Below are 18,465 nucleotides of genomic sequence, written 5' to 3' on the forward strand. Positions count from 1 at the left end.
TATGAGTGATGTTTCATTTGTCCGCACGGAGATGCTGCAAGAGCAAACTCCGCCAGCGTCCGAGGTTGGCATCATTGGCTGGGTCAGACACAACCTGTTTTCGGGCTGGTTCAACTCGATCCTGACGCTGATTTCCCTTTATGCGATCTACTACGTTCTGTCTGGCATTGTGCCGTGGATATTCCAGTCTGTCTGGAACGCGAATTCACTGACCGAATGTCGGGAAATCATGATGGCGACCTGGGGCTCGACCCACGGGCACGCCTGCTGGGCGGTGATCAATGACCGCTGGCTGCAGATGCTGTTCGGGTTTTATCCCGATCATCTGTACTGGCGTCCGATCCTGGCGCTGGTGCTGCTGCTGATCGCGCTCGCGCCGATCCTGTATTCGGAACGTGTACCGTCAAAGCTGCTCTATCTGACGGCGGCCTATCCGTTCCTGATGCCGTTCCTGATGTGGGGCGGCACCATCTGGGGCCCGATCTCAGCCGCGCTGGGATTTGTCATCGGCTGGGGTGTCTACACGGTTCTCAGCAAACAACTGAGCGGTCTGCTTGGCCTCGTCCTCGGCGTGTTGGCAACGGTGATTTGGTGGTTGGTCCTGTCCGGCTACGTCGTCGGTGCCATGGATTCGATCCTGCCCATCGGTATCGAAGCCGTGCAAAGCCGCCAGTTCGGTGGTTTCATGCTGGCGATCCTGCTGGGTGTTGTTGCCATCGGTGTCTCACTGCCGATCGGGATTGTCCTGGCGCTGGGCCGTCAATCGGACCTGTTGATCGTCAAATACCTCTGCGTGGGCTTTATCGAGTTCATCCGGGGCGTTCCGCTGATCACGCTCCTGTTCGTGGCATCGCTGCTGTTGAACCTGTTCCTGCCGCCGGGCACGAATTTTGACATCATCCTGCGGGTTATGATCATGATGACGCTGTTTTCGGCCGCCTATATGGCCGAGGTGATCCGGGGTGGCCTCGCCGCCTTGCCTCGGGGGCAGTATGAGGGGGCGGATTCGCTTGGCCTCAACTACTGGCAGGCGCAGCGTCTGATCATCATGCCACAGGCGCTGAAAATCTCGATCCCGGGTATCGTGTCGACCTTCATCGGCATCTTCAAGGATACCACGCTGGTCTCGATCATCGGCCTGTTCGATGTGATCGGCCTGTCCAGCGCCATCCGCGCCGATACGGCCTGGAACGGCATCTACTGGGAACTGTTTGCCTTTATCGGTGCGCTGTTCTTCGTGGTCTGCTTCTCCATGTCCCGTTACTCCATGTATCTGGAGCGCAAGCTCCAAACTGGCCATCGTTAAGGAGGGCCCAATGTCTGAACTTGCAATCGAACGCGAAATCGACCGCACCAAAATGCAGGTGAGCGACGAGGTCGCCATCGAAATCACCGGCATGAACAAGTGGTACGGGGCCTTCCATGTGCTGCGCGACATCAATCTGACCGTCAATCAGGGCGAACGGATCGTGATCGCGGGCCCTTCGGGGTCTGGCAAATCCACCCTGATCCGCTGCCTGAACGCGCTGGAGGAACATCAGCAGGGCAGGATCGAGGTGGATGGCACGGTCCTGTCGAATGACCTGAAGAACATCGACAAGATCCGCTCCGAGGTTGGCATGGTGTTCCAGCACTTCAACCTGTTCCCGCATCTGACCATTCTGGAAAACTGCACGCTCGCGCCCATCTGGGTGCGCAAGACGCCCCGCAGAGAGGCCGAAGAACGCGCGATGCATTTCCTGGAAAAGGTCAAGATCCCCGAGCAGGCCGACAAATACCCCGGCCAGCTATCGGGCGGTCAGCAGCAGCGGGTGGCGATTGCGCGAAGCTTGTGCATGATGCCGCGGATCATGTTGTTCGATGAACCGACATCGGCGCTGGACCCGGAGATGATCAAAGAGGTGCTCGACACCATGATCGAACTGGCCGAGGAAGGCATGACCATGCTGTGTGTGACCCACGAGATGGGCTTTGCCCGTCAGGTCGCCAACCGCGTGATTTTCATGGATGCCGGTCAGATCGTGGAACAGAACGAACCCGAAGAGTTCTTCAACAACCCGCAAAGCGAACGGACCAAGCTGTTCCTGAGCCAGATTCTCGGGCACTGAGATAGGGTGAACACCCTTCTTGAACCTAAAAAAGGCGGGGTCTGACCCCGCCTTTTTTATTCCGGCAATTCGCGCGGGATGACGAAATCCAGAACCGTGCCATCCTGCCATGTGACCTCTGCCCAATCCTCAACCGGAAAGGTGATCACCGTAGTGGCACATGTGGGGTAGTCAAAAAACCGGTCATGTGGCGGTGGGGCCTTTACCAGCCCTTCCGCGAAGGCGGCAATGCCGGGATTGTGGCCCAACATCAGAACACAGTGCCCCGTCGCGCCGCTGAGCGCGTGCATCAAGCCCTGCGCGTCGGTGTGGTAGAGCGCGCGCGTGAATGTGGTCTGTTTCGCGGCCAGTTTCATACGGTCCCAGGTCTCTCGCGTGCGCGCCGAATCCGAACTCAGCACCTCGTCAGGCAGATAGCCCTTTTCGGACAGCCATTGTCCGATGGCTTGGGCTGATCTGCGCCCGCGCTTGTTCAGCGGGCGGGCATGGTCGTCCATGCCGGGGTGATCCCAGCTAGATTTGGCGTGGCGGGTCAGGATGAGGGTGCGTGTCATGAGGGATGAAAAGCTCTCATATGCAGGGCGGATTGCGCATGGCTGCGCCCGGCCCCGGTGCTGACAGGGCAGGCGCGGCGGGCGAGGCAGCCTTTGCTCATGCAGGTCGTGCCTGCGTCGGTAGAGAGAAAGCCATGACAGGCGGCCAGATCGTACGCGCCGATGGCGCTCAACGCGCCAACCGGGCAGGCGGTGGTGCAGGGGGCCGCACAGGTTGCGCAGGGTGCGGTTTTGGGCGGCGCGAGAAGCGGCAGTTCGTCCTCGAAATGCAGCGCCCCCCGGAATGAGATCATCAGGCCCACAGTGTCATGGACCAGCATCCCCACCGGGCTTTGCCAGTAGCGCCCGGACTTCAGCGCCCAATCGATGAAGGGGGCGTAAGGCGGTCCGCCAAAAGGATAGCTGCAGGAGACACCCAGATGTTGCGCCAGCCCGCCCACGACGCGCTCGGACCAGCGATCTACCGGGTCTGCCTCATCGTTCAGATATTCCGGTGAGCGCGCGAATACCGGCCAGAAGGCCGGACCAGCACCCAGCAGCACCAGCGTTCCGGTGTCGTGTGACGCGTCATAAGCCCGTTTGGGATGAAAGGCGCCCATCACGATCAACCCGCGCTCGGCGGCCAATGCCTCGATCTGGTGCAGCCCCGGCGCGTCCATCAATCCGGACGGATCAGCGACCCGGCGCCGTGTTCGGTGAACAGTTCCAGCAGCACCGCATTGGGTGCACGTCCATCCAGAATGACCACCGCGCGTACCCCGTTGTGCAGCGCGTCCAGAGCGGTCTCGGTCTTGGGGATCATGCCACCCGCGATGGTGCCTTCACGGGTCATCTCGCGGATCTGGCCCGCTTTCAATTCGGTCACGACCTCACCGGCGGCGTTTTTCACGCCCGATACATCGGTCAGCAAAAGCAGCCGGTCGGCCTTGAGCGCCGAGGCGACCGCCCCGGCGGCGGTGTCGCCATTGACGTTGAAGGTCTCACCCTCGGGTCCAGCGCCCAGAGGCGCGATCACCGGGATCACGTCATTGGCGAACAGGTCATTCAGCAGCTTGGGGTTCATTTTCGATGGCGTGCCGACAAAGCCCAGAGAGGCGTCGGTCTGTTCGCATTGCATCAGATTCGCGTCCTTGCCCGACAGGCCCACAGCGGTACCCCCCTGACGATTGATCGCCTGCACGATGCGCTTGTTGACCAGGCCGGACAGGACCATCTCGACCACTTCGACGGTGGCCTGATCGGTGACACGCTTGCCATTGACGAATTCGGACTGGATATCGAGCCGGTTCAGCATCGCGTTGATCATCGGACCGCCGCCATGCACCACAACCGGGTTCACCCCCACATGACGCAGCAGCACGACGTCGCGCGCAAAGCTTTCCATCGCCTCGTCGCTGCCCATGGCGTTGCCGCCCAGCTTGATGACGACAATGGCCCCGTCATAACGCTGCAGGTAAGGCAGGGCACTGGACAGGGTGGCGGCGGTGGCAATCCAATCGCGATTCATATCTCGTGTCTTCATGGCAAGGATCCTTTGACCCTCTGTTAGGAGGTTTGGCCAAAACTGCCAAGACCGGATGGGACAAAACATGCCGCGCCACCGAGAAGGGCGGCGCGGCACCGCTCTTTAGTTGAAGGCCCGCTTCATCGCCGGGATGTTGCCGAGCACCAGCATGTCAAACGCCAGTACCGCCAGCAGGGTCAGCCCGACCAGCGGGAACGCCATCGACGTAATCAGCCCGATGAACACCGCGCCCTTCCAGAAAGGCAGGTCAGCTGGCAGCGGCGGGGCGGCCAGACGGCCTGCACGCGACGGACGCCGCTTGATCCACATGACAACGCCCGAGGCGCAGACAAAGATCACCGACAGGCAGAACACAACGTTCAGGACGAAATTCCACGTGCCCATCAGGCCCATATGGAACGGAATGCCAACCGCCATGCTCTGACCCATCAGCGAATAATCCTCGAACCGCACATCGGCCAGAATCTTGCCGGTATATTGGTCCACATGAACGGTGCGATCCACCATCGGGTCGGTGGAATCCCCGCTCATGCTGTCGCGGTTCAGCGTCCAGACACCGGTATCATCGCCGGGATAGGCAATACGGAACCGGTTCTCCATTCCCAGCGACAGGCCTAGCGTCACAAGCGTGTCGATATCGATCGTTGTGCCTGCGGGGATGCCCGCCTCCCCGACATTCGAGCCAGACTCCGGCATCGGGGTCTGCTCCAGCGCCCAGGGCACGTCGTTCTGATTGCCGTGGTTCATGCTGGCATGGGTGTCATCCGACAGCGGAACATTGTCCCATTTCTCGGCAGGAAAGCTGCTCCAGGGCTGGACCATCATACCGCCCCAGACCCCGGCCCAGGACAGGCCCGATATCAGGAACAAAACCAGCAAAAGCGACATCCAGAACCCGACTACCGCATGCAGAGACTTCCACAGCGCCCGCCCGCGAGCCTTCAGGTTCGGCACAAAAGCGGCAAGCGCGTTGCCACGCGGCCACCACAGGTAAAGGCCCGTCAGCACCAGAACCAGGGCCAGCCCGGCGGCCACCTCGATCAACCGATCACCGGTATCCCCGATCAGCAGGGTCGAGTGGATGTTGTCGGCCAGATCATACCAGCCAGCGCGCCGGTCCCAGGTCTCGATCACCGAACCCGTATAGGGGTCGACCGCCGCCATCAACTGACCAGTCTCGCCCTTGACGCGAAAGACGGTGGCCAGGTTGTCCGCCTTGGGACCGATCCATTCGACAACCTTACCGGGCACCGCAGCCAATGCCGCCTCGGCCTGTTCCGAGACGCTGAGCGCCTCGCCTTGCACTGCTACGGCGATCTTCTCGCCGTCGCGACCGTCGAATTGGGTGAGGAACATCATCATCAGGCCGGTCACCGCCAGCATGATGAGAAAGGGGATCACGAATATCCCCGCGTAGAAGTGCCACCGCCACGCGGCGAAATAGAATTTTTGCGCAAGTTTAGTCTGGCCGGTGTTGGCGACCGGGTTTGGATTGTCCATTGCATGTCTCTTTGAATATCAAACACCCCCCGTCGCTGCGGTGCGCGGGGCTTTCAGGATTGGTCGTTTGTGGAATCAAAGAACCTGCGGTGGCCCCCGCGCATCATAACGGGCATGAAACCCGGCGCTGCGATGGGTGAAACCCGCCGTGGCCCAGCGCTCGGTCAACATGGATGGCAGCAGGGTCACCACACGGCTATCCGAAAGCAACCCCGCCGTTTGCATCGTGCCAAAGGCGCAGGATATGCGTTCTTCGGTTTCCTCGTGCAGGGGGTCGTCGCCGTCCAGATCGACCCAGCGCTCGACCGTGCCGTTGCCGGTACAGAGCACCAGCAGCATCCTGTCGCCCGCGCCCGCAGGCATCCAGCCCTGCGGGATCGCGCTGCTCAGCGCCAACGCGATCAGGGTCAGGCATATTACCAGCCGCAGCCTCATTCCAATGTGGCGATAATCGACCGCAAGATCGGGATGCCGTCGCCCTTTTCGGACGAGGTCAGCACGATCTCGGGATAGGCGGCAGGGTGTTTCGACAGGGCGGCGCGGACCTGATCCAGCACCCGTTCGCGTTCCTTTGCCTTGACCTTGTCGGCCTTGGTCAACACGCATTGGAAGGTCACGGCGCTGGTATCCAGCAGCTTCATGATCTCGGCATCGACGGGTTTGACGCCATGGCGCGCATCCACCAGAACAAAAGCGCGGCGCAGGGTCTGGCGACCGCTGAGATATTGTTTCAGCAGACGCTGCCATTTCTCGACCACCGGCAGCGGCGCATTGGCATATCCATAGCCCGGCAGGTCCACGAGATAAAGCTCGGGCCCTTGCGTGAAGAAATTGATCTCTTGTGTGCGCCCCGGTGTGTTCGAGGCGCGTGCCAGCCCCTTGGTGCCCGTCAGCGCGTTGATCAGGCTCGACTTGCCGACATTCGAGCGGCCGGCGAAACAGACCTCGATCCGGTCCGCAGGTGGCAGGCCGGACATGGCAACCACGCCTTTCACGAACTCTGACTCGCCAGCAAACAGCTTGCGCCCGCGCTCCTGCGCCAACGGTTCAGGATCCTCGGCAAGGGGGAAGGGAAGAGAGGTCATAGCAGCTCCAGTCTGTCGCCGATACCAACACGCCCGCCGCGGATCACCTCGGCTTTGACGCTGAAATCCTTGTGGCCCCAGTGCTGTTCCAACGCGCCCAGCGTATCGGCGTCGCGCAGGCCGGTCTGAGGATTCACCGTTGTCGCCAGACAGCGGGTCGTGCGCTCGCGCACCTGCAGGATCGAGTCTCCGATCTGCACTTGCTGGCCGATCCAGTCGAATTCGGCCCAGTCGGGAAAGCCATCGAACCAGATATTGCCGCGCCAGCGATGGATTGACAGGTTGTGACCCAGCTTCTGCTCTACCGCGCGATGGGTAGCCATATTGCACAACGTCAGCGACGGCCAGCTGCTATCGGTCATGCCAACACCGGGCACGCGAATGATGTCGGCGGGCGCGGCGCGACCTTCGGGCATCAGAGGCATCACCCAGTCCAGGAACGCGGGTTCTTCGGTTTCGGGGTTAAAGCGCAGATCGGGCCGCTCAGGATGCGTCAGCACCAGCCTGTCACCGTCCGTGCGGGCCGAGATCGCCATCAATTGCGGCGACCCCGCCGCGCGGGTGAAATTGGCGCATTTGGCCCATTCGGCACTGTCAACCTTCGCCGCCTCATGGGCAACCGCCCAAACGCGGTCGCCGGGCAGACATTGCCCGGCGATCAGCGCCACCTCATCCAGAGCCTCGCGGCCATGCGCCTTGATTGGGTGTCGCCAGAGGCTCTGGACCGTTGCGGTCACTTCTCGTCGGCCTTGGGTTTGCGCTTGAACCCGGATTTGATGTTGCCGAACACATCCGGCTTATACCCCTGGCTGCGCATGATCGCGTATTGCTGCGTGAACGTGATCGTGTTGTTGGCGATCCAGTAAACCACCAGCCCGCTGGCAAAGCTGCCCAGCATGAACATGAACACCCAGGGCATCCAGGCAAAGATCATCGCCTGCGTCGGGTCAGTGGGCGCCGGGTTCAGCTTCTGCTGCAGCCACATCGAGATACCCAGCAGCAGCGGCAGGATGCCGATAAAGGCCAGCGCCATGATCGTATCGGGCTGCGGCCCGGCCCAGGGCAGCCAGCCGAAGAAGTTATAGATCGAAGTCGGATCCGGCATGCTCAGGTCGCGGAACGGGCCGAACCAGGGGGCTTGGCGCAATTCGATGGTGACAAAGATCACCTTGTAGAGCGAGAAAAAGATCGGGATCTGCATCAGGATCGGCAGACAACCCGCGGCCGGATTCACCTTTTCCTTCTTGTAGAGCTCCATCATGCCTTGCTGCATCTTCTGACGGTCGTCACCGGCGGCCTCTTTCAGGGCCTCCATCTGCGGCTGCAACTCCTTCATCTTGGCCATCGAGACGTAGGATTTATACGCCAGCGGGAACAGGATCGCCTTGATGATCAGGGTCAGGCCGATGATCGACCAGCCCATGTTGCCGATCAGTGCGTTGATGTTGTGCAGCAGCCAGAAGATTGGCTTGGTCAGGAAAAAGAACCAGCCCCAGTCGATGCTGTCGATGAATTTCAGAACACCCTCGCGCTGATATTCGCGGATGGTTTCCCATTCCTTGGCACCGGCAAAAAGCTGCGTTTGCACTTCGGCGGTCTCGCCCGGCGCGACAGTCAGCGTCGGCAGCACGGTTTCGGTCTGATAAATCTTCCGGCGGTCGTCATATTTGGCGGCGGCCTTGAACGCGCTGCCCGGTTCGGGAATCAGCGTCGTCATCCAGTAGTGATCAGTAAAGCCGATCCAGCCATCCTGCTGGACCTGAAACACCTCGGCCTGCGCGCGCTCATTGGGCTCGACCGGGAAATCGCGCATGTCGGAATAGTCGATCTCGGCCAGACCGCCATCGGTCATGCTGATGGCGCCCTCGTGCAGGATAAAGAAATTCTTGAGACCCGGCAGGTCCGCATCCTCACCCGTGCCGTGACGCGCCAGAACGCCATAGGGGGCCAGCTTGACCTCGGCACCGGTGGTGTTTGCGACCGATTGCGTGACGGTGAACATATAGTCATCGTCAATCGAGATGGTGCGGGTGAAGGTCAGGCCATTGCCATTGTCCCAGCTCAGGGTGATCGGGGTTTCAGGACTCAGCACTTCGCCCTCGGCAAGCTGCCAGTCGGTGGCAGCACCCGGTACCTGGTCGGCGGCAAGGCCCGCGCCGGGCGCCCAGCCGTACAGCGCGTAATAGGCCGAGTCCGAGCCCGACGGCGACAGCAGCTTGACGATATCGGCGTCGGGCTGCAACGAGATGCGGTAATCTTTCAGCGACAGTTCATCAATCCGACCGCCTTTGAGCGAGACCGAACCGGTCAGACGCGGGGTGTTGATCTCGATCCGCGGCGCTTCGGGGGACTCCGGTTCGGCGACGACCTCGGTGTTTATCGCGCCGGTCTCGGCGGCGACCGGCGCGGTGGCAACGTCGCCTTCGACGGCTTCGATCGCGGTCTCTTCGGTCGGGGCGGTCTGCTCGGGGGGGGGGAACACCACGAGCCAGACGAGGATCACCAGAAAACTGAGCGCCGTTGCGAGAATGAGGTTCTTGTTCTGATCGTCCATCGGGGACCGCCACCATTTGCAGGAAAAGTCACCGGTGGGTTCAACAGAGTGCAGCACCAAAGGTCAAGCGGATTCGCCCCAATTCTCGGGCCTGCGCGTTCAAATCGCAACGAAAGAGGGGCCGGGTCAGCCGGTTTTGCGGCTGATCCGCGGCGCGTCCTGTACTTTGGCATCATGGGCCGAGATCCAGTCCAGCGTCTGGTCAAACGGCATCGGCTTGCCGATGCCAAAGCCCTGCACATGGTCGCAGCCCAACTGCGCCAGCAGGGCATGTTCGCCGACGGTCTCAACCCCTTCGGCAAGGGTTTCCAGTTCCAGCCGCTCGGCCATGGTCAGAATGGCCCCGATCATGCGCTGCTGTTCGGGGTCGCGATCAGCCTTGGTGACAAAGGATCGGTCGATCTTGATCCGGGTGATCGCAAACCGGCGGATAGCCGCGATCGAAGCATGACCGGTGCCGAAATCATCCAGATCGATACGGCACCCCAGCTGTCCCAGGCCCGCGATATTGCGCGTGACGGTATCGTCGGCAGTGTCCGTGAACACGTTTTCCAGCACCTCGATCGCCAACCGGTCGGCGGTCAGGCCAAAGCGATCCAGCTCCCACCGGATACGCTCGACAAGCGCGGGGTTTCGCAGCTCTTCTGCGGTGAAGTTCACGCCGACACGCGGGACCCGGACATCGGCGCTGTCCCAAGCCTTGAGCGCCGTCATGGAATGGTAGAGCATCACCTGCCCCAGACGGTCCAGCAGCCCAGCCTGAGCGATGAGCGGCAGGAACACGTCGGTGCCCAGGTTGCCGCGCAACGGATGCGACCAGCGAGCCAGCGCCTCAAACCCGACGACATGGCCGGTCTCGGTCGAAATCTGCGGTTGATACCAGGGCTGGATCTGGCCGTTATCAAGCGCTGAGGCGATCTCATCGCGCAGCGGCTTGGTGCCACGGCGCCGACGTGTTTGCGGCGAGAAGGCCCGGATCGCAGAGGGCCCGGCCTGCTGCGCCTCTTCCAGCGCCAGATCGGCAGCGGCCAGCCAGTCCTTGGCGCTGTTGCCGTCGAACCGGCTGAACTGGCAGAAGCCAATCGAGCAACTGACATAAACGGTTGATCCATCCAGCGATATCGGATTTTCCACCGCCTCCTGCAAGCGTCCCGCAAGTTGGATCGAAAGCTCCAGATCAAGATGCGGCACCGGCGCCAGGCAGATCGCAAAACGGTTGTCGCCCATGCGCGCCACCAGGTCATTGTCACGCAACACAGCCTGAACCCGTTCGCCGCATCGCTGCACGATGTGGTCGGCCGCGCCCTGGCCCAAGCGGCTGACATGATCGCTGTAATCGTCAAGTTCGACCAGGAAACAAGCCGATTTCAGCCCGTTTCTGGTCGTTTGAACGCAGACATCTTCTGTGGCGGCCAGAAAGCTGTCCTGCAAAAGCAGCCCGGTGACTGCATCGCGCGGCCCCTGTGCCTCAACCGGCCATTTGCCCAAAGCACCTGCAAAAGCGAACAAAAGCGGCAGGCCCAGCGCCGTCAGCAACAGCGCGATTTCCCCCCAGAGCCAGAATGCCCCCAGTGTAAGCGCCGGCAGGAAGGCCAGCACCTGAGGGCCGCCGAGAATCGGCACGATCCGGTCTTTCAGACGGGTCGGTAACGAACTGATCTGCATCGGTTATCCACGGCCTTTTGCGTTTGCGTTCGCCTGACCTTAGAAAACCAGTCTGAGTGATGTGTTAACGAAACTGCGGAATCTCAGCCCAATTTGCGCCGAATTCGCCTTTTGACAGGCTCAATCCCACAAAATCGAACAGTTTCAGGTCCAGCAGATGCGAGGCGCGCGCATTCATCAGTGCCCGGAACATGACCTGCCTGCGTCCCGGCGCGTTTTTTTCCCACTGGTCCAGAATCTGTTTCACCTGCTGGCGCTGCAGCCCGTCCTGACTGCCGCACAGATCGCAGGGGATGATGGGATAATCCATCGCGGTGGCAAATTTCTCGCAATCGGCTTCGGCCACATGGGCCAGCTGCCGGTAGAGGAACAAATCGCCCTCTTCGTTCACCAGTTTCGGCGGCATGGTGGCCAATCGCCCGCCGTGAAAGAGGTTCATGAAAAAGGTTTCCAGAATGTCGTCGCGGTGATGACCGAGCACCACGGCCGAACAACCTTCTTCACGTGCGATGCGATAGAGATTGCCGTGCCGCAGACGGGAACACAGCGCGCAAAACGTCCGGCCCTGCGGCACCTTGTCCATCACGATGGAATAGGTGTCCTGATACTCGATCCGGTGCAGCACGCCCATCTTTTCCAGAAACTCGGGCAACACGGTTGCCGGGAATCCCGGCTGCCCCTGATCCAGATTGCAGGCCAGTAGCTCGACCGGCAGCAGGCCGTGCCACCAGATGCCGGGACTGAACACCTAGCGTAGCAGTTCAATCTATGTGTGCTCTGTTGGAATTTGCACGTGACAGTCAATTGCCGCTCGGTACATTTTCAGTGTACCAAAAATTCTTACAAATATAAAAAAATATCAAAATAACAATGTCTTACGGATTTATCAAAAGAGGAATTCCACGCCTTCAACGAAACGGTTTTCTACGCGTTTCTACGTCAATCTATGCCGAGTGGTTGCTAGGCTCTGGACCCATTAATATGGTTGCCGCGATCTTGTTTGCATGATTCAAGCCCCTGAGTTTTTGAGGGGTGCATGGTGAGTAATCTATTCTGGTTGACCGACGAGCAGATGGTTCGCCTTCGGCCCTATTTTCCGAAGAGCCATGGCAAACCGAGGGTCGATGATCGACGTGTACTAAGCGGGATTATTTTCATCAATCGCAATGGGTTGCGGTGGTCCGATGCGCCTCGCGAATATGGACCGCCGAAGACGCTCTACAACCGCTGGAAACGATGGAGCGAAATGGGTGTATTCGCTCGGATCATGGCCGGTCTGGCTGCGGAAGAAGCCGATCACAAGACCATCATGATTGACGCAACCTACCTCAAAGCGCACCGCACGGCTTCCAGCCTGCGGCTGAAAAAGGGGGGCGCGGCAGACTGATCGGGCGCACCAAGGGTGGCATGAATACGAAACTGCACGCTGTTACTGACAGTCTCGGACGCCCCATCCGCTTCTTCATATCCGCTGGGCAGGTTAGCGACTACACAGGGGCCAAGGCTCTGGTGAACAGTCTGCCATCGGCTGACTGGCTGCTGGGAGATCGAGGCTATGACGCCGATTGGTTCCGCGAAGCCCTTAATGACAGGGGAATTAGGCCCTGCATCCCAGGTCGAAAATCACGCGACAAGCCTGTCCGATACGATAAGCGGCGCTACAAACGCAGAAACCGCATCGAGATCATGTTCGGACGACTGAAGGATTGGCGGCGCGTCGCCACCCGATACGACAGATGCCCGAAGGTCTTCCTGTCGGCCATCGCGCTCGCAGCTACCGGTCTATTCTGGCTGTAAATCAATGAGTCTGGAACCTAGTACGGAACTTTAGTTTCTTTGATGGTATTCGATCCCTGATCCTATCGGCAGTCACATATCTCGTACCGTCACATAGCACTCGTGAAAACTCCGCCTGCAAAGCACTATCTTGCGGCTTCCCCCGTGCCTCTGGCATTACGTCTCCGACAGCATCTCTATTTTCAAGGCACAGCGCATACTTCTCCATCATAACCTCCATGATGAAATGATATGGGTGCGTGCGCTCCCAATGAAATTTACTGTCCATGCCGAGCTTATCCAATAGCACTGTAATCACGGTGTATTCCGCGTCGCGCATTAACCCCAAAATTCTCTCGTCAAATCGTAAGCGAGTATCGGAGTCTGCGAGCGGGTGAAATGGCCCCTTTGCATGTCTTATGTCACTGCGGTGTAAGCAAATAGGTTCATCCGGGTCTTCGTTCAGCAAGTCCGCTTTTATGCTGTTGAGAGTCGGTAAAAGGGATCCTTTTTCATCATAACGCCGGTCAGGCTGAGGTATCGCTTGTTGTCGAGATCAAGGCGCGTCATACTGTCAACGCCGTGTTCATCTAAATACATACGAAACATGAAAAAACATTGGCAGACACAGGCAAATGGAGTCAACACAAGCGCTCAGAGTGGCAGCCCGTCAGCCATGTAGCAGAAGTAGCAGATGTAGCAGGGGGTCGGGGCTGAAACTGAGTTTTTCGGGAAGCGCCGAACAACCCTAGTTCAGAGCTAGGGCAGCACTCAGATGCGAGGCCATTAAGCCAAGGGTGCCGCACACTTGCATGTGCTCCGACGCCCGCTTCGAGTCTTGTTTGCCTATTGCGGCAGTAGCCACGAAGGGTTTCAAGCTCAAATATCAGCGTGTTGTTGATTGACTGGCATAGCTCAAAGAACGGCCAGTTGAATCTGTGCCCAGGTCTGGGAGTCTCTGGTTATCGCAGCTTCTCGGGTGGAACGAACCAAATCTGGTCGTCCGAGCCATGGCGTACAGGGTCGTCCTCCGGGGATACCGAGTTTGCAATCTCAAATTGAGGCAGGTCTTTGGGATCCAGGTCAACCATTGGTTCCAATCCGCGCGATCGACGAAGTTTTTCGATTTGCCAGCCCGGCGGTGCGTTGTCTGGTTTGGGGCGGCTGGTTGGGCGTGGTACGGGCAGTTTCGTGGTCCGCATCGCAAACGCGGCTCCCATTTCTCGGTGTCTCAAGTCGGGATCCGTTCGCATTCGCTCCAGCCAATTGCGCTGTTCGCTCGGGTCTTGGTGAAGGTAGCTGTCTTTGCGCGCGGCGGAATGGAATTTGAGACAAGTAATGCGTGGGACGACCGCATAGTTTTGGCGTAGATTGCGGAGACGTTCAAAAAAGTCCAGAGTGGGCACTCCGTCGAACTCACGCCATTTTGCCCAGCCACCAACTGCTTCCGAGGCGCTTTTAGTGTGGAGCGCAGTGCTGGTCATGCACACAGCCTTGAACTTGGCCTTTTGCTGCATAATCACAGGGAGACCGATGATTTTCCTATGGTAATGGGGTTCTGGACTGATGCTAAGGGACAGGCTGGATACAAGGTCAAACTGTCCTTGCTCCTGGCAGGCCACAAGCGCCTCAAGATGATCGGGGAACCACAAGTCGTCGTGGTTGAGATAGGCTATCATTCCGCTGCTCGCTTTGCTCAGGGCAGCCCGATTGACGTCGGATTGGTTTCCCAGATTTTCCGGCAGATTCTCCCATCGGATTCGAGGGTCGTCAAAGGAACTGACAACTGCCTCGGTTTCATCGTTGCAGCCGTCACCTATGATTAGATATTCGAAATCGGAATAGGTCTGCGACAGAACCGTTTCAATCGCCAGCTTGAGTACGGAGGCAAAGTTGTAGGTCGCGGTAACGACGCTTACCTTGGGCGTAGCAGGCATTCAGTGTCCTGTAGAGTTCTTGAATGTATATGGAATATCCGGGGTATCAATCGGGCAGATAATCTTGTCCGGTTTTTCGTAGTTGTAGGTGTGGCTGGGAATGTTGAACAGAAGCCCTTCCTGCGGCCCGACACATTCAACCGCGTGGAACACACCGGGAGGCACGGACACCAGCGCCCGGTTTATGTCGGAGTAGGTTTTTTCTGTGACCAGTTTGTACGTCGGAGACTCCGGTCGAGCATCATAAAGAACGAGCTTCACAGCGCCACTGAAGAAAAAATAGCGATCCACTTGGGTTTGGTGACACGCCCAACCTTTCACCTGATTTGGCCTGACCGTAACCGCATAGGCATGTACCATGGGTATGTCGTCAAAACCCCAGGAATCGCTATAAAGCTCGCACAGGCTGCCCCGCTCATCCTCATGGGTGGGCGGCGAAAACTCTCGAACGCCGTCAATGACTTTGGCAACGGATTGACCTGTCTTTTCTACGGTTTGGGCCTGTTGGCTGGATCCTTGTGGCAGGGTGAGTTCATCTGACATTGGTTTGTCCTTGTGTTGTGGATGAAAGTGTTCCGAAATTCATCGGTTCCGGTCGGCTTGATCCTTGTCGTGATGTAAAGCCACGTCGATTGCAAAAAGTCAGCCTTGAAACCGTTTCACTACACGCCTCGGTTTCGCCTCCGACCAAAGAATGAACAACCCAAATCCTGGTGGACGTCTCGGAGCTGACCATGGCGACACCTGCTTCCGAAACCGAGCGCAACACCTCCGACGACCATATCATTGTGGGTGGTTCGGGAATAGCCGGAACTCGGAGTTCCACCAAGAAGCCGCAGCATCAGAAGGACTTTGACACCGACACCGTCGAAAAGACCGGGGTAAATCGCTCCACTATCAACCGGGCGGTTTCCCGCGCCGAGGGCGTCACACAGGAAGCCAGGGACGCCATCAGGGGCACCGATCATGATAAGGGCGTGGTGCTGGGTGAACTACGCCCGGATGGTACGGCACAACTTGCGCCAAGCACGGCGAGGGAGCGAGATTTCTGCCTGAAGCGGTGGTGTCTGTACTTGTTGCTGAGACCCTAACGAGCGGTACCTGCTATAACCGACATTGAAATTTTGCAGAACTTGTGGATCGTAATTTTCCTTCATAATGCTACGTAGCGCCAACGCAAAATCCTGATGCACCCAGTTCACTTTTTGCTCATTTACGTCCCAGCCGATGCAGAACCCAAGCGACAGCTTTTCGGCTAGAGAGCGAATATCTTGGGGTACGCGAAAGGCATAGATATTGTTGGCAAACGGTCGGGTCAACAATCGACCATGCGAATTTCGGTCGACTAAGTCTCGGAAATTCAATTGCATTTTGGGGGGCACCCGATCATGCAGCACTTTCGGGCCAGTCGCAAAGTGGCCCTTGTTCAGAAACATATGTAAATCGTGATGAACGATGATGCCGCCAGGCTTCATCAAAGGAAGCATCACCATTGTGTCTACCAGAGGCCAAGGATGTTTGTGAAGGGCATCAATAAAACAAAGATCAATTGGTTCTTTGATCTTTTCGGCGACGTCTAGACTATCGCAGCCGGGAAACAGTTGAACGGAAACATCGGGGTGAGGGAGGGCTTCATTCAATAGATAGCCCAACGGCTTTGATCGATCACCATAGAATTGGTGTGCCGTATCGAAACTGGCTATGCTTGCCGAACCATTTCGCTGCGCCAGCATAGCCAGTACTGAGGTCGACAAACCGCTTGCGCAGCCGATTTCGACAATTTGGCGGGGTTCGTGTTGACCAAATAAGGCGGCTAGAAAGCTCACGTCATGTCCGTCAATAGACCCCATTTGGGGGGCCCAGCGTGCATTAAACCAGTCTGTCAAAAAGTCGAGCGGATGATTTTCTTTCAATGCGACCTCCCTTGGTAATAATTTACATGCTATACGCGAATCTTGAGCGGGTCACCACTGCCACAAACTCCTTTGGCCTGTCCAGACCGCGCTTAGGATTTTCGCGCAAGCTTTTCGCCTTATTCCGCTTATCACTCATGCGCTGAACTGCTCCACCATCGACAGATATTGCCAGTATTCCTCTATGGTGCATTCACCGTCACCAGCTTCCACGGCCACTACTACCTGTTCCCAAGGCATCGTTTTCTGGCGTATCAGTTCGTCGGCCAGGAACTTCACAGTGGTGACGTTTCCCGGCTGGGCCATAAGCGCCACTGCGATCCGCTTGCCCTCATCGAGAAACCGGCTCGCCTGTTCAAAATCCAGTTCGCAGCCCTGCAAGGCCAGTTAGTCGGACTCACCTACTGCCACCACGGCGGCATAGCCGAACCGACAAGCGACAGGCTCTACGTTATCAAAGACCTGCTGACCATTGACCACCGCATCGACGCTTTCTGCGACTGGAATGACTGCGAGCCACCTGAACTGAGCTTTGATGATGATGGCTCGCTGATCCTAACTGACAACATCATTGATTGGTGCCGTGAACAGGGCGCAAGCATTGACTGGGTTTTTTGCGGTGATCCGAAGGGTATGGCTGCCGCCTTCCGCAAGAGCTGCGAAGATTTCAGGCCGATCAAGAAGGAATTGAAAGAGATGAACCCAGAGCAGCTCCGAACCGTCACAGTGGCTATGAAAGCTTACATTGCGGGTATCGCCCCGCTTGAGCAGACCATGGAAGCGTCAAAGGCCGCTCTGGATGAACTGAAGGAAGAGGTAGCATGACCGACCTTATGGCAAAGTCACTGGATGCTAAATTGTTGAAGGCTGATGAAACCGCTGTGCTGTTGCACGGCCTTCTTCAAGGACTTGAAATCCTCGTTGATGAATTGCTGGGCCGCGACGAGCCTGAGATGCGAACACGGAATGCTGTGGCCGCGCTGTCAGGTCATGTGGTTGAAATCGCGGACAGCCTGACCGACAACGTGCAGTTGGCACAGGATTTGGAGCGCAAACTGGCCAGGGAGAACCGGCCATTCGGAACCGCTGCGGCGAAGGTGTCGAAAGAGCCCTCACCGTGAATTCGAATTTCTCGCTGCGTGCGCACGCGGCACGAGAATTGCCGCAGTTGCGTAATTCCAAACGCTACCACGCGGCGTAAAATCCGGCCATTCAGGCAATTCGCAGCGAGGGTTCGATGGCGAAGGAGCAAGTTGCGGACAAACTGAGCTTTGGCTGAAGCGCTGAAAATGGCGGCTTTAGTCTGGTGCTGGCCCAAGCATGGCCGTGAACTCTGCGAAGCTGTTGGCGACGGGATAGAGCAGTTGCGCATCTTCGTAGTCGTCCTCGTCCTCAAAGCCGGTGTCGTCGATCAGGATCGGATCGTTTGGCGGGCTATTATGGGCGCGGATGTAGATTTTCCCATGGTTTGGGCCCTCGCGCAGATCCATGAACAAGGTCTGTCCGAAGGGATCATAGCCGATGTCGAGCATCATCTGATGCATGTAGTCGGAAAAGTTGGTGAACCGGTGGTTCGTGATGGAATGGTTAGGGTTTTCCGTAATGCCGAAGAGTTCCTGAAGCTCCAAGGAATTCCAGTTCGGAACTTTGACGTAGCTCTGGCTTGGATTCAATTGCCCACCGTTTAGATCAAGTAAAAACAGTAGATAGTCTTTTGGAAGGCGAACTCCCCTCTTTAACTCAAAGGCTTTTACATCCGAAAGACTTGCCGGCTCATTTGTACTGATGAAAATCATTGGTTCCTCGCAACTGACGCACCGCCTCGATGATAAAAACGTCCGTTTATGT

General features: G+C 58.0%; 19 protein-coding genes. 5 read left to right on the forward strand and 14 right to left on the reverse strand.

Annotated elements, in window-relative coordinates; translation table 11 throughout:
* The first annotated feature begins 1 nt into the window (after position 1).
* The gene (locus tag M3P21_RS08585; protein ID WP_249708972.1) at positions 2 to 1,306 is read left to right on the forward strand and encodes an amino acid ABC transporter permease; all 1,305 of its coding nucleotides are present in this window, start codon (positions 2 to 4) and stop codon (positions 1,304 to 1,306) included.
* Positions 1,307 to 1,316: 10 nt separating this feature from the next.
* Entirely contained in the window at positions 1,317 to 2,108 is a 792-nt protein-coding gene (locus M3P21_RS08590; RefSeq protein WP_283780894.1) for an amino acid ABC transporter ATP-binding protein, read from the forward strand.
* A gap of 56 nt (positions 2,109 to 2,164) precedes the next feature.
* On the opposite strand, the gene M3P21_RS08595 is transcribed toward M3P21_RS08590, so the two are convergent.
* The 10 genes from M3P21_RS08595 to ttcA all read right to left on the reverse strand — a co-directional run bounded on the left by M3P21_RS08595 (position 2,165) and on the right by ttcA (position 11,739).
* Positions 2,165 to 2,662, reverse strand: coding sequence for a SixA phosphatase family protein (locus M3P21_RS08595; RefSeq protein ID WP_249708973.1), 498 nt, complete (start codon positions 2,660 to 2,662; stop codon positions 2,165 to 2,167).
* On the reverse strand, positions 2,659 to 3,321 hold the full coding sequence (locus M3P21_RS08600; protein ID WP_249708991.1) for a ferredoxin: 663 nt from the start codon (positions 3,319 to 3,321) through the stop codon (positions 2,659 to 2,661). The genes M3P21_RS08595 and M3P21_RS08600 overlap by 4 nt, the downstream gene beginning before the upstream one ends.
* Positions 3,321 to 4,184 (reverse strand): acetylglutamate kinase, encoded by an 864-nt coding sequence (gene argB / locus M3P21_RS08605; RefSeq protein WP_249708974.1) that lies wholly within the window; start codon positions 4,182 to 4,184, stop codon positions 3,321 to 3,323. The genes M3P21_RS08600 and argB overlap by 1 nt, the downstream gene beginning before the upstream one ends.
* Before the next feature lie 105 nt (positions 4,185 to 4,289).
* Positions 4,290 to 5,687 carry a PepSY-associated TM helix domain-containing protein gene (locus M3P21_RS08610; protein WP_249708975.1) on the reverse strand — a complete coding sequence of 466 codons (1,398 nt, stop codon included), beginning with the start codon at positions 5,685 to 5,687 and terminating at the stop codon, positions 4,290 to 4,292.
* 75 nt (positions 5,688 to 5,762) lie between these two features.
* Entirely contained in the window at positions 5,763 to 6,122 is a 360-nt protein-coding gene (locus tag M3P21_RS08615) for a DUF2946 domain-containing protein (RefSeq protein WP_249708976.1), read from the reverse strand.
* Positions 6,119 to 6,772, reverse strand: coding sequence for a ribosome biogenesis GTP-binding protein YihA/YsxC (gene yihA, locus M3P21_RS08620; protein ID WP_249708977.1), 654 nt, complete (start codon positions 6,770 to 6,772; stop codon positions 6,119 to 6,121). Before yihA ends, M3P21_RS08615 begins: the two co-directional genes overlap by 4 nt.
* Positions 6,769 to 7,509 carry an MOSC domain-containing protein gene (locus M3P21_RS08625; RefSeq protein ID WP_249708978.1) on the reverse strand — a complete coding sequence of 247 codons (741 nt, stop codon included), beginning with the start codon at positions 7,507 to 7,509 and terminating at the stop codon, positions 6,769 to 6,771. The genes yihA and M3P21_RS08625 overlap by 4 nt, the downstream gene beginning before the upstream one ends.
* Positions 7,506 to 9,326, reverse strand: coding sequence for a membrane protein insertase YidC (yidC, locus tag M3P21_RS08630; RefSeq protein WP_249708979.1), 1,821 nt, complete (start codon positions 9,324 to 9,326; stop codon positions 7,506 to 7,508). The genes M3P21_RS08625 and yidC overlap by 4 nt, the downstream gene beginning before the upstream one ends.
* 126 nt (positions 9,327 to 9,452) lie before the next feature.
* Positions 9,453 to 10,991 (reverse strand): putative bifunctional diguanylate cyclase/phosphodiesterase, encoded by a 1,539-nt coding sequence (locus M3P21_RS08635; RefSeq protein ID WP_249708980.1) that lies wholly within the window; start codon positions 10,989 to 10,991, stop codon positions 9,453 to 9,455.
* A gap of 64 nt (positions 10,992 to 11,055) precedes the next feature.
* On the reverse strand, positions 11,056 to 11,739 hold the full coding sequence (gene ttcA, locus M3P21_RS08640; protein ID WP_249708981.1) for a tRNA 2-thiocytidine(32) synthetase TtcA: 684 nt from the start codon (positions 11,737 to 11,739) through the stop codon (positions 11,056 to 11,058).
* 291 nt (positions 11,740 to 12,030) lie between these two features.
* Here ttcA and M3P21_RS08645 point away from each other — a divergent pair.
* Positions 12,031 to 12,788, forward strand: a protein-coding gene (locus tag M3P21_RS08645; RefSeq protein ID WP_249708982.1) for an IS5 family transposase whose coding sequence is annotated in 2 segments (ribosomal slippage) — positions 12,031 to 12,352 and positions 12,352 to 12,788 — 759 coding nt in all. Because the reading frame shifts where the segments join, the coding sequence is not laid out codon by codon here.
* A gap of 941 nt (positions 12,789 to 13,729) precedes the next feature.
* Here M3P21_RS08645 and M3P21_RS08650 read toward each other — a convergent pair.
* The 3 genes from M3P21_RS08650 to M3P21_RS08660 all read right to left on the reverse strand — a co-directional run bounded on the left by M3P21_RS08650 (position 13,730) and on the right by M3P21_RS08660 (position 16,617).
* Positions 13,730 to 14,704, reverse strand: coding sequence for a glycosyltransferase family 2 protein (locus tag M3P21_RS08650; RefSeq protein WP_249708983.1), 975 nt, complete (start codon positions 14,702 to 14,704; stop codon positions 13,730 to 13,732).
* Positions 14,705 to 15,247 carry a dTDP-4-dehydrorhamnose 3,5-epimerase family protein gene (locus tag M3P21_RS08655; RefSeq protein WP_249708984.1) on the reverse strand — a complete coding sequence of 181 codons (543 nt, stop codon included), beginning with the start codon at positions 15,245 to 15,247 and terminating at the stop codon, positions 14,705 to 14,707.
* A gap of 449 nt (positions 15,248 to 15,696) precedes the next feature.
* Entirely contained in the window at positions 15,697 to 16,617 is a 921-nt protein-coding gene (locus M3P21_RS08660) for a class I SAM-dependent methyltransferase (RefSeq protein WP_249708985.1), read from the reverse strand.
* A gap of 168 nt (positions 16,618 to 16,785) precedes the next feature.
* Between M3P21_RS08660 and M3P21_RS08665 the strand changes: the two genes are divergently transcribed.
* Both M3P21_RS08665 and M3P21_RS08670 read left to right on the forward strand, forming a co-directional pair.
* On the forward strand, positions 16,786 to 17,442 hold the full coding sequence (locus M3P21_RS08665) for a hypothetical protein (protein ID WP_249708986.1): 657 nt from the start codon (positions 16,786 to 16,788) through the stop codon (positions 17,440 to 17,442).
* A complete protein-coding gene (locus M3P21_RS08670; protein WP_249708987.1) occupies positions 17,439 to 17,738 on the forward strand; it encodes a hypothetical protein in 300 nt (99 codons plus the stop codon). Before M3P21_RS08665 ends, M3P21_RS08670 begins: the two co-directional genes overlap by 4 nt.
* A gap of 177 nt (positions 17,739 to 17,915) precedes the next feature.
* Here the strand turns inward: M3P21_RS08670 and M3P21_RS08675 are convergent.
* Positions 17,916 to 18,465: SMI1/KNR4 family protein (locus M3P21_RS08675; RefSeq protein WP_249708988.1), on the reverse strand; the 550-nt coding region annotated here is incomplete at its 5' end.

Origin of the sequence: Ruegeria spongiae (assembly GCF_023502395.1) — a bacterium.
Taxonomy (GTDB): Bacteria; Pseudomonadota; Alphaproteobacteria; order Rhodobacterales; family Rhodobacteraceae; genus Ruegeria_C; species Ruegeria_C spongiae.

Bases quoted from the DNA above. Each gene is read 5' to 3' on its own strand.
- M3P21_RS08670 (WP_249708987.1), top strand. From the start codon at position 17,439: ATGACCGACCTTATGGCAAAGTCACTGGATGCTAAATTGTTGAAGGCT.
- M3P21_RS08610 (WP_249708975.1), bottom strand. From the start codon at position 5,687: ATGGACAATCCAAACCCGGTCGCCAACACCGGCCAGACTAAACTTGCG.
- M3P21_RS08650 (WP_249708983.1), bottom strand. From the start codon at position 14,704: ATGCCTGCTACGCCCAAGGTAAGCGTCGTTACCGCGACCTACAACTTT.
- M3P21_RS08590 (WP_283780894.1), top strand. From the start codon at position 1,317: ATGTCTGAACTTGCAATCGAACGCGAAATCGACCGCACCAAAATGCAG.
- M3P21_RS08600 (WP_249708991.1), bottom strand. From the start codon at position 3,321: ATGGACGCGCCGGGGCTGCACCAGATCGAGGCATTGGCCGCCGAGCGC.
- M3P21_RS08655 (WP_249708984.1), bottom strand. From the start codon at position 15,247: ATGTCAGATGAACTCACCCTGCCACAAGGATCCAGCCAACAGGCCCAA.
- argB (WP_249708974.1), bottom strand. From the start codon at position 4,184: ATGAAGACACGAGATATGAATCGCGATTGGATTGCCACCGCCGCCACC.
- M3P21_RS08585 (WP_249708972.1), top strand. From the start codon at position 2: ATGAGTGATGTTTCATTTGTCCGCACGGAGATGCTGCAAGAGCAAACT.
- yidC (WP_249708979.1), bottom strand. From the start codon at position 9,326: ATGGACGATCAGAACAAGAACCTCATTCTCGCAACGGCGCTCAGTTTT.
- yihA (WP_249708977.1), bottom strand. From the start codon at position 6,772: ATGACCTCTCTTCCCTTCCCCCTTGCCGAGGATCCTGAACCGTTGGCG.
- M3P21_RS08635 (WP_249708980.1), bottom strand. From the start codon at position 10,991: ATGCAGATCAGTTCGTTACCGACCCGTCTGAAAGACCGGATCGTGCCG.
- M3P21_RS08615 (WP_249708976.1), bottom strand. From the start codon at position 6,122: ATGAGGCTGCGGCTGGTAATATGCCTGACCCTGATCGCGTTGGCGCTG.
- M3P21_RS08595 (WP_249708973.1), bottom strand. From the start codon at position 2,662: ATGACACGCACCCTCATCCTGACCCGCCACGCCAAATCTAGCTGGGAT.